This window comes from Marmoricola sp. OAE513 (genome assembly GCF_040546585.1).
GTDB lineage: Bacteria > Actinomycetota > Actinomycetes > Propionibacteriales > Nocardioidaceae > Marmoricola.
In genome coordinates this window covers 1,548,780-1,562,550 of record NZ_JBEPOC010000001.1, presented here as the reverse complement: position 1 = coordinate 1,562,550, position 13,771 = coordinate 1,548,780, and the positions used below count along the sequence as shown (strand labels likewise).

Here is a 13,771-nt window from a genome sequence, read left to right as displayed (position 1 = left end):
CGCGCCCGGGACCTAGGAGTCCGCAGGTTCCTCGATGAACCGCACGGTCACCCACCACGACAGCAGGAACGTCACGGCGGTCAGGCCGGGGATGACCAGCACCATCACGGGCGAGACCATGTTGTCGTCACCCATGAAGGTCAGCATCACGACCATCGCGACCAGGCTGACGCCGAGGAAGCTGGTGCTGAACGGGTCGGAGACCCCGAACGCACGCAGCAGGCTGGCCCCGACGACGATCTCGATCGCGAGCACGACGACCAGGGCGAGCAGGCCGAAGCCGTCGTTGCAGTTGTTGTCGCCGCGCAGTGCCTCGCACCCGGCGACCTCACCCCAGGTCAGGCCGACGCACAGCAGGCCGGACAGGAGTCCGGTGAGGATCGCCGCAACGGCAGGGTTCATCGAGGGCAGCTTCTCGACCAGCAGGTCGGCCGGGCCCTTGCTCTCGCCCTGGCCGCGTTCGCGGGCCCGCTGAGCGGCCTTCTCGGCCTTGGACTGCTGGCTGGCCTCCCGGCGGGCCTGAGCGTGCGCCCGGCGCGACGTGGGGACGGTGGCGACTCCCTCGGCAGCACGGGCCAGGACCGGGTCCTGGATCGCGGTCGGGGTCTCCAGCGCGATGCTCGCAGCGGCGGGGAGCTCGACGACGGGCTCGTCGACCCCGTCGTCGGTGTCAGCCTGGTCGTCGGCTTCCGTCGCGGCGTCGACCGGCTCGGGCTCGGGGTCAGGCTCCGGTGCTGGCGTCTCGGCAGGCTCGACGACCGGGGCCTCAGCCGCCTCGGCAGGCTCGACGACCGGGGCCTCAGCCGTCTCGACCGGGGGCCGAGGCGTCTCGGCAGGCTCGACGACCGGGGCCTCAGCCTTCTCGGCAGGCTCGACGACCGGGGCCCCAGCCGTCTCGGCAGGCTCGACGACTGGGGTCTCAGCCTTCTCGACCGGGGGCCGAGGTGCCTCGGCAGGCTCGACGACCGGGACCAGTGGTGCCTCGACCACCGGCGCCGCCGGGGGGTCAACCGGCTTCGCGGGCGTCACGACCACGGGTGGAACCACCGGCGCCGGACTGGCAGGACGAGCCGCGGGGCGGGCAGCAGGGCGAGCGGCCGGACGCGCAGCGGGTGCGCCGGCAGCACGCGCCGCACGGGACGGCGCAGCGGGCGCTGCAGGGCGCGCAGGAGCACGCGCCGGAGGTCGGGGAGGCGCGGGCTCGTCGGGCGCCTCAGCGGCCGGCTCAGTGGCTGGCTCAGTTGCGGGTGCCTCGGCGGGCTCGGGAGCCGGTTCTTCGGCTACCTCGGTGGGCTCGGTGGGCTCCAGAGCCGCTGCGTCGGCGTCATCGCCCTTCGAGGAACGCTTCTTCCGCCGACCGAACCCCAGCGAGATGCTCGGCAGCTCGAGGTTCGGTTCGTTGCCGGTTCCGTCCGACTCTTTGGGCATGTCCGGATTCTGCCACTCCTGAGCATCGTGGCAAGGCAAGTCGCCAGGATGCCTGGCTGGTGGACGCGGTCCGGTCGCTCGGCGGCTGACGGACGGCGCTCGTACGGGCTTGGTCGCTGGTGTCGTTCCCGGCTCTGGCACGACGTACAGACGCTCGCGACCCTCGTTCGTCACGCGCCGGGAAACGGAAAGCGGGCCCGGTGAGATTCACCGGGCCCGCTGACCTACTGGTCGGGCTGACAGGATTTGAACCTGCGGCCTCGTCGTCCCGAACGACGCGCGCTACCAAACTGCGCCACAGCCCGCTGCAGCCTGGGAAGTCTAACGGGACTCCTGCGCGGGGGTGAAATCGGGTCAGGACGTGGCCGGTTCCAGCGTGATCAGACTGGCCTCCGGGCGGCAGCAGAACCGGATCTGCGCGTACGGCGAGGTACCGGCTCCCGCGGAGACGTGCAGCCAGGACGAGCCAGCCTGACCCGCCACGGAATCGGCAGGGTGCCGGTGCAGGCCCTTGGCCCGGGCCGGCTCGAGGTCGCAGTTGGTCACGAGGGCGCCCTTGACCGGCAGGCAGAGCTGCCCGCCGTGGGTGTGCCCGGCCAGCGTCAGCTCGTAGCCGTCGGCGGCGTACTGGTCCAGGACCCGCAGGTACGGCGCGTGCGTCACCCCGATGCGCAGGGCCGCGTCCTGCGGCGCCGGTCCGGCCACCGCGGCGAGGTCGTCGTACTCCAGGTGCGGGTCGTCGACACCGGCGAAGGCGAGCTCGCTGCCGTTGATCTCCAGCCGTCCCGACGAGTTCGTCAGGTCCAGCCACCCTTCGGAGAGCTCGGCCTTGAGCTCCTTCCAGGGCAGCTGAGGGGTGCTGGTGTTGCGCTCCCCGTCGTCGGGCAGCAGGTACCACAGCGGGTTGCGCAGCTTGGGCGCGAAGTAGTCGTTGGAGCCCAGCACGAAGACGCCGGGAACGTCGCGCAGGGGTCCGAGGGCGTCCAGCAGCGGTGGGACCGAGTCCATGTGCGCGAGGTTGTCGCCGGTGTTCACCACCAGGTCGGGCTTCAGGTCTGCCAGCGAGGCGATCCAGCGGCGTTTGAAGCCCTGCTTCGGTGTCAGGTGCAGGTCGCTCATGTGCAGCACCCGGATAGGGCGGCTCCCGGCGGGCAGGCACGGGATGGAGAGCTTGCGGACCGTGAAGTTCCGGACCTCGATGCCGGCGGCGTACCCGACTCCGGCGAGGCCGACGAGCGCCCCGAGGCCGACCGCGCGTCCAACCGTGCGCCCGACCGTGCGGGCCGGCCGCGATCGGGTCGCCGGGAGAGAACTCATGTGACAAGGCTGCCACAATGGGGTGCATGAGCGAGCGCAGCGAGCGAGTCAGCCAGCACCGTGCCCCCCGTGCCTCGTCGGCGCCCGGAGCGAAGCGAGGACGTCGATGAGTACCTTGAAGGACCAACTGCGCGCCGACCTGACCGCCGCCATCAAGGCGCGCGACGAGGTGACCTCGTCGACCTTGCGGATGGTGCTGACGGCGATCACCAACGCCGAGGTCTCCGGCAAGGAAGCGCGCGAGCTCTCCGACGACGACGTGCTCACCGTGCTCGGCAGCGAGGGCAAGAAGCGTCGCGAGGCCGCGGAGGCGTTCGATGCCGCCGACCGCAAGGAGCAGGCCGACAAGGAGCGCGCCGAGGCCGCCGTGATCAGCGCCTACCTTCCCGAGCAGCTCAGTGCCGAGGAGATCTCCGTCCTGGTCAGCGACGCCATCGCGCAGACCGGTGCGGCCGAGCTCGGCCCGCGCGGGATCGGTGCCGTGATGGGCGTCGTCTCGCCGCAGGTCAAGGGTCGTGCCGACGGCGGTGCCGTCGCTGCTGAGGTACGCCGCCAGCTGGGCTGAGCGGTCAGCCGCCCGGCGGGAAGAAGGTCGGGAACCCGGTCGGGAACCCGCCGGGGTTGTTGCCGTTCCCGTTGCCGTTGCCGTTGCCGTTGCCGTTGTTGGCGAGGGGCCCGCTCGACCGGTAGAGGATCACCCGTGAGCCCTGCTTCACCGTGGCACCGGTGCCCGGCCGGGACAGCGCGATGAGACCGGCAGGGATGTTCGAGGTGATGTTGCCGCCGAGGCTGACCCGGAAGCCGGCGCGCTGCAGCGTGCGGGCCGCCTGCTGGACGGTCATCCCGACGACGTCGGGCACGCGGACGTTCACCTCCTTGAGGACCTCGAGCTTGAACCGTCCGGTGGGCTGGACGAAGTTCGTGTTCGGGAGGTCGTCCTGGATGGCGCGCATCGCCTGGGACCACATCGGACCGGCGGTCGTGGAACCGAACGCGCTCGCGACGTACTGGCCACCGACGGTCTGGTTGTTGAGGGTGATCGGCTGGCCCTCCTGGTTGGCGCCGGCGACCATCGCAGCCGTCGAGATCGCCGGGGTGTAGCCGTTGAACCAGACCGCCTTGTTGTTCTGGATGGTGCCGGTCTTGCCGGCCGACGGCTTGTTCAGTGCGAGCTTGGAGCCGAAGCCGCCGGGCTCCAGCACCCCGCGCAGGATGTCGTTGACGGTGTCGGCGGTGCCCTCGGCCATCACCTGCTTGCAGACCTTCGGGTAGTCCTTGAAGACCTTGCCGTCGGCGTTGACGATCCGGTTGACCGGCCGGTTCTCGCAGAACGTGCCCCGGGCCGCGAACGTCGCGTACGCACCGGCCATCTCCAGCGGGCTGACGTCCGCGATGCCCAGCACGAAGCTCGGCACCCGCTCCTTGGCGGGGTTGGTCAGGTCGACGCCCATCGAGCGCGCGAGGGCGTACGGCTTGCAGAGGCCGGTCTTCTTCTCCAGCTGCGCGAAGAAGGTGTTCACCGACTCCCGGGTGCCGGTGTACATGTTCTTGCGGCCGCTGGTCGTGGAGTTGCTGACGTTCCAGGGCGCGAAGTTCGCGTACGGCCCGCTGCAGTCCTTGAACTGGTTCTGCGGGATCCGCATCGAGCGGACCGAGTTGAACGTGGTGTTCGGCGGCAACCCCTGCTCGAGGGCCGCGGCGAGCACGAACACCTTGAAGGTCGAGCCTGCCTGGAAACCGTTGGAGTCGCCGTACTTGGAGTCGACGACGTAGTTGAGGAAGGTCTGGCCCTTCTTCTTCGACCGGCCCATCGGCCGCGACTGGCTGATGGCCTCGACCGCGCCGGTCCCCGGCTGCACCATCGCGAGCGCGCCGATCGCGGAGTCGGTCGCCTTCACGCGTGCCTTCGTGGCCGCGTCGGCAGCCTTCTGGAACTTCATGTTCAGCGTCGTCTTGATGGTCAGGCCGCCGGAGTTCAGCAGTCGCGCCCGGTCCTCCACCGTCGTGCCGAGCGAGGGGTCGGCGAGCAGGTAGCGGCGCACGTAGTCGCAGAAGAAGGCGGCCTTGGAGCCGAGGCAGCCGTTGCGGGTCGGGGTGACCTTGAGCCCGAGCGGTTGGGAGATCACCTGGTCGGCCTGGGCCTGGGTGATGATGTCGAGCTCGGCCATCCGGCGGAGCACGGTGTCACGACGCTGGGTGGCCTTGTCCGGGAAGGACGTCGGGTCGTAGCCGACCGGGTTCTTCACCAGACCCGCGAGGACCGCGGCCTGCGCCAGGGTCAGCTTGCTCGCCTCGGTGTCGAAGTAGTGCCGGGCGGCCGACCGGACGCCGTACGCGCCGTCGCCGAAGTAGGCGATGTTCAGGTACCGCTCGAGGATCCAGTCCTTGGAGTACTTCTGCTCCACGCCGATGGCGTAGCGCAGCTCCTTGATCTTGCGCTGGTAGGTGTCGTCCGTGGCGGCGTCGCGCTCTTCCTTGGTCGTGGCCTGGTTGAGCAGTGTCATCTTGACCATCTGCTGGGTGATCGACGACCCGCCCTGGGTGATGCCGTCGTTGGCCTGGTTGGTCACGAACGCACGCAGCGTGCCCTTGAGGTCGATCGCACCGTGCTCGTAGAACCGGTAGTCCTCGATGGCGACGATGGCCTGCTGCATGATCGGCGCGACCTTGTCGAGGGAGACGTTCACGCGGTTCTGGTCGTAGAAGGTGGCGATGGTCTTGCCCTCGGAGTCCAGCACGCGGGTGCGCTGGGCGAGCGGCGCCGCCTCCAGGTCCTCGGGCAGGTCCTTCACGGACTTCGACAGCGACTTGGCCCCGACGCCGATCGCGCCGGCGAACGGGATCACCAGGCCGGCGACCAGCAGACCCATCAACGCGGACAACGCCACCATCACCGTGAGGTGGGAGGAGACGTCGCGGAAGGTCAGCTTGCTCGCCATGGCGGTCAGTCTAGGCGGTGCCGGCACAGCCGCCCGATACGTCAGATCTGCGTCGTAACCTCCGGTTCGGCGCGGCGTTATGACTAGCGTCACTAGTCCTTTTGGGCCAGGGCGATTCGGTACGTTCGGGCCTGTTCCGAGGATGACCGAGAACCTAACGTTCCGATATGTGGGGGGACCGTCCCGTTTCGGGCGGAACCACAAGCTTTTCTCATGGGGGTTTCAATGTCTTGGAATGAAGAGTGGGCTGCTGCCGCAACCTGTCAGCAATCGCGGCCCGATGAGTTGTTCGTCCGGGGGGCCGAGCAGCACAAGGCCAAGGTCGTCTGCGCGGCCTGTCCGGTCCGGGCCGAGTGCCTGGCCGAAGCTCTCGACAACCGCATCGAGTGGGGTGTCTGGGGTGGCATGACCGAGCGCGAGCGTCGTGCCGTGCTGCGGAAGCGTCCGAACGTCACGTCGTGGCGCGCGCTGCTCTCCGCGGCGAAGGACGCTCACCTCGAGTCTGTCGAGACCGTTTCCGCCTGATCACCGCGGACGGGTCGGTCCCGGGTTCTCCCGGAGCTCGGCCTAGGCAGGTCCTGGCGTGCCCAGCAGCGAGCCGATCCGACGGAGACCGTCGAGGTCGTGCACGTCGCTGGACAGGGCCGGCAGCACGACGGTGCGCACCCGCGGGTGAGCCGTCGCGAAACGGGTGCGCAACCGGGCCTCGCGCTCCACGATGACCTTGCGATCGGAGTAGAGCCGGAGCAGGCCTGCCGCCATCCGGGTGGTGTCGTCGTCCTCGGTCGCGCCCGCCATCTCGCGCAGCTTCTCGTGCGCGGCCATGGCACCGGCGGCCGTCAGGTTGCCCTCGGGCTCGGTGCTCGCCCGGTTCACCACCAGGCCGGCGAGCGGCATCTTCTCGGCGCTGAGTCGCTCGACGAAGTACGCCGCCTCACGCAGCGCGTCCGGCTCGGGCGCTGCCACCACCAGGAACGCGGTGCCCGGCGCCTGCAGCAGCTCGAAGGTGCGCTGCGCGCGCTGGCGGAAGCCGCCGAAGAGCGTGTCGAACGCTGAGACGAACGCCTGCATGTCGGTGAGCACCTGCCCGCCGATGATCGTCGTCACTGCCTTGGTGACCAGGCCGAATCCGGCCGTCATCAGCTTCGCCGGACCCTTGGCCGGCGCGAGCAGCAGCTTCATGAACTTGCCGTCGAGGAAGCTCGAGAGCCGCTCGGGTGCGTCCAGGAAGTCCAGGGCGCTGCGCGAGGGCGGGGTGTCCACGACGATCAGGTCCCAACGTCCCGAGGCACGCGCGTCCTTGTCGAGCTGGCCGAGCTTCTCCATCGCCATGTACTCCTGCGTGCCCGCGAACGAGCTGGAGACCGCGATGTAGAACGGGTTGTTGAGGATCTGCTGCGCCTTCTCCGGGCTGGCCTGGTTCTCGACCACCTCGTCGAAGGTGCGCTTCATGTCGAGCATCATCGCGTCGAGCGACCCGCTGCCCTGGACGCCGGGGACCGGACGCGGGGTGTTGTCCAGCGCCTCGATGCCCATCGACTGCGCGAGCCGGCGGGCCGGGTCGATGGTCAGGACGACGACCTTGCGCCCCTGCTCCGCCGCTCGGAGCGCGACTGCCGCAGCCGTGGTCGTCTTGCCGACACCGCCTGCCCCGCAGCACACGATGATCCGCTGGTTGCGGTCGGCGAGCAGCGCGTCGACGTCCAGCTCGGGCACGGGTCCTCGGGTCGAGGTCATCGGCGCGACCCGGGCGGTGGACCGTCCTGCTGCCGGGCTCATGCGAGACCCTGCGCGATCAGCGCGGCGGCGAGCTCGTAGAGCCCCCCGATGTCGGCGCCGCCGGCCAGCTTCGGCAGCTCGTACGTCGGAACGCCGATCTTCTCGACGAGCGCGCGCTGGGAGTCCTCGAGCCGACGCCGCTCCGCGTGGTCGCGGCCCTCCCGGATCAGGGCGGGGACCAGGCTCATCGGCGCCTTGAGCCCCGCGGCGGTGAGCACCTTGCCGAGGGCTTTGGTGTCGACCTCGTCGGCGAGCAGGTCCTCGCGGGCCCGGGCGTCGAGGTCCTGGGGCCTGACCAGGTTCACGATGACGCCGCCGACCGGCATCCCTGCGCCGCGCAGCTCGACGACACCGTCGGCGGTCTCCTGCACCGGCATCTCCTCGAGGACGGTGACCAGGTGCACGGCCGTACGGCTCGACTTGAGCAGCGTGGTGACGGTGTCGGCCTGCGCCTTGATGGGGCCGACCTTCGCCAGGCCGGCGAGCTCGTTGTTCACGTTGAGGAACTGCGAGATGCGTCCGGTGGGCGGAGCGTCGAGGACGATCGCGTCGTAGTTGCGGGCGTTCTTGTTGCGGCTGTTGCGCTGCGCCGCCTCGTAGACCTTGCCGGTCAGCAGCACGTCGCGGACGCCGGGCGCGATCGTGGTCGCGAAGTCGATCACGCCGAAGCGGTCCAGTGCCTTGCCCGCACGACCGAGCCGGTAGTACATCGCGAGGTACTCCAGCAGTGCCGACTCCGCGTCGATCGCCAGCGCGTAGACGTTGCCGTGGCCGGCCTCGCTCGCCTTGGCCAGCAGCCGCTCCTCGTAGGGCAGCGGTGGCACGTCGAACATCTGCGCGATGCCCTGACGCCCCTCGACCTCGCAGAGCAGCACCTGCTTCCCCTGCGCGGCGTGCGCGAGAGCCAGGCTGGCGGCGACCGTCGACTTCCCGGTGCCTCCCTTTCCGGTGACGATGTGCAGCTGCACATCCGGGAAGTCAGACATGGCCGAAGCCTAGCGATCGGGGGGTGACCGCAGCACTGCTCACGCGAGGAGTGTGCGCAGCGCCACGAGCTCGTCCAGTCCCTCGGGCGCGGTGAGGGCGCCCCGGGCGACGGCGACCTCGACCGGAGTGCCCTGCAGGATCTTCTTGGCGGGGACCTCGATCCGCTTGCCCGAGAGCGTGCGCGGCAAGGCGTCGACCTGGTGCAGCACGTCGGGCACGTGCCGCGGCGAGAGCGAGGACCGCAGCGCGGTGACGAGCTTGCGGCGCAGGTGCTCGTCGAGCGTCTGGTCGGCCGCGAGCCGGACCAGCAGCACGAGGGTGCCGGCGCCGCCCTCGGTGTCCTCGAGGTGCACGACCAGGCTGTCGACGACCTCGGGCAGCGACTCGACGACCGAGTAGAACTCCGAGGTGCCGAGCCGGACACCGCCGCGGTTCAGGGTGGCGTCGCTGCGGCCGGTGATCGTGCACGTGCCGCGGTCGGTGATCGTGATCCAGTCGCCGTGGCGCCACACGCCCGGGAAGTCCTCGAAGTACGCCGCGGAGTAGCGCGACCCGTCGATGTCGCCCCAGAAACCGAGCGGCATCGAGGGCATCGGCCGCTCGATCACCAGCTCGCCGAGGACGCCGACGTGGGAACGACCCTGGTCGTCGTACGCCGCGACGGCGACGCCGAGGCAGCGGCACGCGATCTCGCCGGCGTAGACCGGGACGGTCGGCGCCGATCCGACGAAGCCGGAGCAGACGTCGGTCCCTCCCGACAGCGACCCGAGCTGCGCGGTCGCGCTGACGGCCTCGTAGACCCAGGTGAAGCCTTCGGCCGGCAGCGGAGCACCGGTCGAGCCGATGCCCCGGACCGCGGACAGGTCGGCGATCTCGCGCGGCACGATCCCTTCCTTGCGGCACTGCAGCAGGAACGGTGCGCTGGTGCCGAAGTAGGTGACGCCGAGGTCGGCGGCCATCCGCCAGAGCATCCCGACGTCGGGTCTGCCCTCGACGGCCGGTGCCGGGTTGCCGTCGTACAGGACGATCGTGGCACCGACCCCCAGGGCGGAGACCAGGTAGTTCCACATCATCCAGCCGGTGGTGGAGAACCAGAAGAAGGTGTCCTCGGGGCCGAGGTCGGTCTGCAGCCCGAGGGCCTTGAGGTGCTCCACCGTGATCCCGCCGTGGCCGTGCACGATCGGCTTCGGCAGGCCGGTCGTGCCGGAGGAGAACAGCACGTAGAGCGGGTGGTCGAACGGGAGCCGGACGAAGTCGAGGGGGCCCTCGGTGGCGGTGAACTCGTCCCACCCGATCGTGTCCGCAGGCACGGAGCCGGGGTCGAGGTAGTCGACCCACACGGTGGTCTCGATGCTGGGGATCGCCGCGCGGATGGCAGCGACCTCGTCCGCCCGCTCGATCCGCTTGCCGCCGTACGCGTAGCCGTCGACGGTGACCAGCACCCTCGGCTCGATCTGCTTCCAGCGGTCCGTGACGCTCTGGGTGCCGAACTCGGGAGCGCACGAGCTGAAGGTCGCCCCGAGGCTGGCGGTGGCGAGCAGGACGGCGAGCGTCTCCGGGATGTTCGGGGCGTACGCCGCCACCCGGTCGCCCGTGCCGACGCCGGCACGGACCAGTCCCGCGCGCACCCGTCCCACCAGTGCGCGCAGCTCGGCGGCGGTGAGCGAGACCTCGTCCCGGGTCTCGCTGCGACTGACGACCACGACGTCGTCCGCCCCGCGGCCGGGCAGCCGCAGCATCGCCTCGGCGTAGTTCAGGCGTACCTCGGGGAACCAGGTCGCGCCGGGCATCGCGTCGTCGGCCAGCGCCACACCGGGGCCGTCGGCGGGTACGTCGGCCGGCGGGTCGAACCAGCCCCACACCGCGAGCCAGAAGGCGTCCAGGTCGGTGACCGACCACGACCAGAGATCGTCGTACCCGGTGGTGACGGGACCGCCGGCCGCGGCGAGCCGGTCCTGGAACCTCGCCAGCCGCGAGGGGCGTGCGGGGTCCGGGCGCCAGAGGATCGGGGGAGTCGTGTCGCTGGTCATCGCGGGTCAGTCTGCCCGTCGGCGACGGCCGAGGCGAGGGTCTTCCAGACCGGGTCGCGCGGATCCAGGAACTCGAAGTGTCCGACGCCGGGCAGCTCGACGAGCTCGACCCACGCGTGCCTGGTAGCGAAGGACCGGCCGAGCTCGATCGGCACCAGGTGGTCGCGGTCGCCGTGCAGGATCACGACGGTCCCCGGGGGTTGGCCGGCGTGCAGGGTCTGCGGGTCGGCCGCGGTCAGCGGCGTGCCGTCGAGCAGCTCGTCGACCGCTCCGTCGCCCAGGCCGAGCGTCTGGGCGAGGGCCAGGTCGCAGACGGGGGCCAGCGCGACCGTGCGGTCCGGCGGGCGGATGAGCTCTTGCGCAGCCAGCCAGAGCACCAGGTGCCCGCCGGCCGAGTGCCCCATCGTGACGGTGCGGCTGTGCTCGAGCCCGAGCCCGGAGAGCAGGTCCGGCAGCTGCGCGTACGCGTCGAGGACATCGGTCGCCGTCGTCGGCCAGCCGCCCTCGCCGCGCAGGCGCCGGTACTCCGGCGTCGCGACCAGGTAGCCGAGGTCCGCCAGCGCGCGCGCCTGGTCGCGGGTGTGCGTCCGGTCCCACTCCTCCATCCAGAAGCCGCCGTGCACGAGGACCAGCAGGGTTCCGTTCGGGTCGGCCGGCACGTGCAGGTCGATGATCCCGTCGCGGTGGTCGGAGTACCGGACGACGGCGTCGGGGAGGCGGTCCTGGCTCACCCGCCCAACCTAGAGGGTGTCGCGCGGGCCCGAGCCTGCTGCGCGCCGGCCCGGGCCCGCGCGACACCCTCAGGAGGTGACTAGAGTCGGACCCATGAACCAGTGGGAGTACCAGGTGGCGCCGATTCCGCTCCACAACGAGACCTTGATGCTGAACAACTTCGGTCTGGACGGCTGGGAGCTCGTCCACATCGAGCGCAACGAGCAGGGCGGGCTGATCGCGTTCCTGAAGCGCCCGAAGGCCAGCTGATGAGCGCCGCCACCCCGGAGGAGCGGCTCGCCGAGCTGGGCCTGAGCATCCCTGCCGTTGCCAAGCCGGTGGCGGCCTACATCCCCGCGGTGCGCAGCGGGATCCACGTCTTCACCTCCGGCCAACTCCCGATGCAGGACGGTCAGCTGATGGCGACCGGCAAGGTCGGCGGCGAGGTCAGCCTCGAGGAGGCCGTCGCGTGCGCGCAGCAGTGCGCGCTGAACGCCCTGGCGGCCGTGAACGCCGAGCTCGGGTCGCTGACCGCGATCAAGCGCGTGGTCAAGGTCGTCGTGTTCGTCGCCTCCACCTCCGACTTCACCGGCCAGCCGCAGGTCGCCAACGGCGCCTCCGAGCTGTTCGGCAACGTCTTCGGCGACGCCGGTCAGCACGTCCGGTCCGCGGTCGGCGTACCGGTGCTCCCGCTCGACTCCCCGGTCGAGGTCGAGCTGATCGTCGAGATCGACTGACATGGCCGGTCTCGTCCAGCTGCCGCAGGCGTTCGCCGACGCTGCCGCCGAGTTCGCCGATGGGTCCAAAGAGCCGGTCGAGCCGCGCGACGCGGCGACCGTGGTGCTGCTGCGCCCGGGCAGCGCGGGCCCCGAGCTGTACCTGCTGCGCCGTCAGGTCTCGATGGAGTTCGCCGGCGGCATGTGCGTCTTCCCGGGCGGCGGCGTCGACCAGCGGGACTTCGACCACGCGGTCGCCTGGGCCGGACCGTCGCCGGCCGAGTGGGCCGAGCTGCTCGGCACCGACGAGGCCCAGGCCCGCGCCCTGGTCTGCGCCGCCGTGCGCGAGACCTTCGAGGAGTCCGGCGTGCTGCTGGCAGGTGAGTCCGCGGACTCCGTGGTCGCCGACACGACCGGTGCCGACTGGGAGGCCGACCGGATCGCTCTGGAGAAGCACGAGCTCGCGCTGACCGACTTCCTCGACCGCCGGGGTCTGGTGCTGCGCACCGACCTGCTCGGCGCCTGGTCCGGCTGGCTCACGCCGATCTTCGAGCCCAAGCGCTACCGGACCTGGTTCTTCGTCGCCGAGCTGCCCGAGGGCCAGCGCACCCGTGACGTCTCCACCGAGTCCGACCAGGTCGTGTGGGTGCCGGCGATCAAGGCCGTCGAGCAGGCCGAGGAGCGGGAGATCCTGATGCTGCCGCCGACGTACATCACCTCGCTGGACATCGCCGAGTACGCCGACCCCGAGGCCGTGATCGCGGAGTCGCGGAACCGCCGCGTCGAGATGTTCTGCCCCGCGGTCGAGCCGGAGGGGGAGGGCTTCACGCTCACCCGTCCGCCGCACGCGGACGCCCTGCTGGAGAAGCGCTCGAAGAACGCGACCTGGGGTCAGGGGTAGTCCCTTGAACGCCTGGGTGGGTGGCTCGTTCGGCGAGCGGGCGCAGTGCGTGCTCGCCGACAACGCGAACATCATGACGCTGGACGGCACGAACACCTGGGTGCTGCGCGAGCCCGGAGCGAAGCGCGCCGTCGTCGTCGACCCCGGCCCACCCGATGCCCCGCACCTGGCGGCCATCGAGGCCGCGGCGGGTCTCGGTGACGGTGGCAGCATCGGGACGGTCCTGCTGACCCACCACCACTACGACCACTCCGAGTCGGCCAAGGAGTTCGCGGAGCGGTGGGGCTGCGGCGTACGGGCACTGGACCCGGAGTACCGGCTCGGGTCCGAAGGGCTCGGTGACGGTGACGTCGTCGAGGTCGGTGGCCTCGAGGTCCGCGTCATCGGTACGCCGGGACACACCGCGGACTCGCTGTCCTTCCTCGTGCCCGCCGAAGGTGCCGTTCTCACCGGGGACACCGTGCTCGGCCGCGGCACCACGGTGGTCGCCCACCCCGACGGACAGCTCGGCGCCTACCTCGACTCGCTCGACCGGTTGCACCAGCTGGCGGCGCGCCACGAGCTCGCGTCGATCTGGCCCGGGCACGGTCCGGTCATCGAGGACGCGCTCGGCGCGCTCGACTACTACATCTCGCACCGGCAGCAGCGCCTCGAGCAGGTCCGTGCCGCGCTCGACACTCTCGCCGGTCAGCCGCACCCCGAGGGGATCGCGGAGGACGACCTGCCACGCCAGGTCGTCGAGATCGTCTACTCCGACGTCGACCCGGTGCTCTGGGGAGCAGCCGAGCTCTCGGTGCGGGCCCAGCTCGCCTACCTCCGCGCCTGAAAGTTACGGCCAGATCGCAGAGTGGAGTTTGTGGGCTAGTCCGGATTTCCGAAACATCCAGAACCCGTAAGTGAACCCTCCGGGACCGGATTACGGTTCCCGACAAGCTGGGCCACATCCTCCCTGACCACGGCCCG

Annotated in this window: 14 protein-coding genes and 1 tRNA gene; 6 read left to right on the top strand and 9 right to left on the bottom strand. The window is 70.6% G+C overall.

What is annotated here, in order from left to right; translation table 11 throughout:
* Window positions 1-12: 12 nt before the first annotated feature.
* The 4 genes from ABIE44_RS07975 to ABIE44_RS07960 all read right to left on the bottom strand — a co-directional run bounded on the left by ABIE44_RS07975 (window position 13) and on the right by ABIE44_RS07960 (window position 2,745).
* Window positions 13-1,035 carry a hypothetical protein gene (locus tag ABIE44_RS07975; RefSeq protein WP_354437928.1) on the bottom strand — a complete coding sequence of 341 codons (1,023 nt, stop codon included), beginning with the start codon at window positions 1,033-1,035 and terminating at the stop codon, window positions 13-15.
* Window positions 1,026-1,175, bottom strand: a complete 150-nt coding sequence (locus ABIE44_RS07970) for a hypothetical protein (RefSeq protein ID WP_354437927.1) — start codon at window positions 1,173-1,175, stop codon at window positions 1,026-1,028. The genes ABIE44_RS07975 and ABIE44_RS07970 overlap by 10 nt, the downstream gene beginning before the upstream one ends.
* A 481-nt stretch (window positions 1,176-1,656) precedes the next feature.
* Window positions 1,657-1,733: transfer RNA gene (locus tag ABIE44_RS07965), tRNA-Pro, on the bottom strand.
* Between the two features lie 49 nt (window positions 1,734-1,782).
* The gene (locus ABIE44_RS07960; protein WP_209719776.1) at window positions 1,783-2,745 is read right to left on the bottom strand and encodes a metallophosphoesterase; all 963 of its coding nucleotides are present in this window, start codon (window positions 2,743-2,745) and stop codon (window positions 1,783-1,785) included.
* Window positions 2,746-2,851: 106 nt separating this feature from the next.
* On the opposite strand from ABIE44_RS07960, the gene ABIE44_RS07955 reads away from it, so the two are divergent.
* Window positions 2,852-3,310: a GatB/YqeY domain-containing protein gene (locus ABIE44_RS07955; protein ID WP_209719779.1), complete on the top strand. Its 459-nt coding sequence runs from the start codon at window positions 2,852-2,854 to the stop codon at window positions 3,308-3,310.
* Between the two features lie 4 nt (window positions 3,311-3,314).
* Here ABIE44_RS07955 and ABIE44_RS07950 read toward each other — a convergent pair whose 3' ends face one another.
* Window positions 3,315-5,684: a transglycosylase domain-containing protein gene (locus tag ABIE44_RS07950; protein WP_209719783.1), complete on the bottom strand. Its 2,370-nt coding sequence runs from the start codon at window positions 5,682-5,684 to the stop codon at window positions 3,315-3,317.
* A 225-nt stretch (window positions 5,685-5,909) separates the two neighbouring features.
* Here ABIE44_RS07950 and ABIE44_RS07945 point away from each other — a divergent pair, with 225 nt between their 5' ends.
* On the top strand, window positions 5,910-6,209 hold the full coding sequence (locus ABIE44_RS07945) for a WhiB family transcriptional regulator (RefSeq protein ID WP_209723503.1): 300 nt from the start codon (window positions 5,910-5,912) through the stop codon (window positions 6,207-6,209).
* A 42-nt stretch (window positions 6,210-6,251) separates the two neighbouring features.
* On the opposite strand, the gene bagB is transcribed toward ABIE44_RS07945, so the two are convergent.
* The 4 genes from bagB to ABIE44_RS07925 are packed head-to-tail and all read right to left on the bottom strand — an operon-like array spanning window position 6,252 to window position 11,211.
* Window positions 6,252-7,421: an ArsA family ATPase gene (gene bagB / locus ABIE44_RS07940; protein ID WP_209723505.1), complete on the bottom strand. Its 1,170-nt coding sequence runs from the start codon at window positions 7,419-7,421 to the stop codon at window positions 6,252-6,254.
* 38 nt (window positions 7,422-7,459) lie between these two features.
* Window positions 7,460-8,449 carry an ATPase BagA gene (gene bagA, locus ABIE44_RS07935; protein WP_209719786.1) on the bottom strand — a complete coding sequence of 330 codons (990 nt, stop codon included), beginning with the start codon at window positions 8,447-8,449 and terminating at the stop codon, window positions 7,460-7,462.
* Window positions 8,450-8,488: 39 nt separating this feature from the next.
* Window positions 8,489-10,480, bottom strand: a complete 1,992-nt coding sequence (locus ABIE44_RS07930; RefSeq protein ID WP_209719789.1) for an acetoacetate--CoA ligase — start codon at window positions 10,478-10,480, stop codon at window positions 8,489-8,491.
* Window positions 10,477-11,211: an alpha/beta hydrolase gene (locus tag ABIE44_RS07925; protein ID WP_209719792.1), complete on the bottom strand. Its 735-nt coding sequence runs from the start codon at window positions 11,209-11,211 to the stop codon at window positions 10,477-10,479. The genes ABIE44_RS07930 and ABIE44_RS07925 overlap by 4 nt, the downstream gene beginning before the upstream one ends.
* Window positions 11,212-11,305: 94 nt before the next feature.
* On the opposite strand from ABIE44_RS07925, the gene sp36 reads away from it, so the two are divergent.
* Genes sp36 through ABIE44_RS07905 form a run of 4 tightly spaced genes read left to right on the top strand, consistent with a single transcriptional unit; the run spans window position 11,306 to window position 13,634 of the window.
* Entirely contained in the window at window positions 11,306-11,461 is a 156-nt protein-coding gene (sp36, locus tag ABIE44_RS07920) for a Sp36 family protein (RefSeq protein ID WP_209719795.1), read from the top strand.
* Window positions 11,461-11,928, top strand: a complete 468-nt coding sequence (locus tag ABIE44_RS07915; protein ID WP_209719798.1) for a RidA family protein — start codon at window positions 11,461-11,463, stop codon at window positions 11,926-11,928. The genes sp36 and ABIE44_RS07915 overlap by 1 nt, the downstream gene beginning before the upstream one ends.
* A gap of 1 nt (window position 11,929) precedes the next feature.
* Entirely contained in the window at window positions 11,930-12,808 is an 879-nt protein-coding gene (locus ABIE44_RS07910; RefSeq protein WP_209719800.1) for an NUDIX hydrolase, read from the top strand.
* Between the two features lie 4 nt (window positions 12,809-12,812).
* Window positions 12,813-13,634, top strand: coding sequence for an MBL fold metallo-hydrolase (locus ABIE44_RS07905; RefSeq protein ID WP_354437926.1), 822 nt, complete (start codon window positions 12,813-12,815; stop codon window positions 13,632-13,634).
* Window positions 13,635-13,771: the final 137 nt, after the last annotated feature.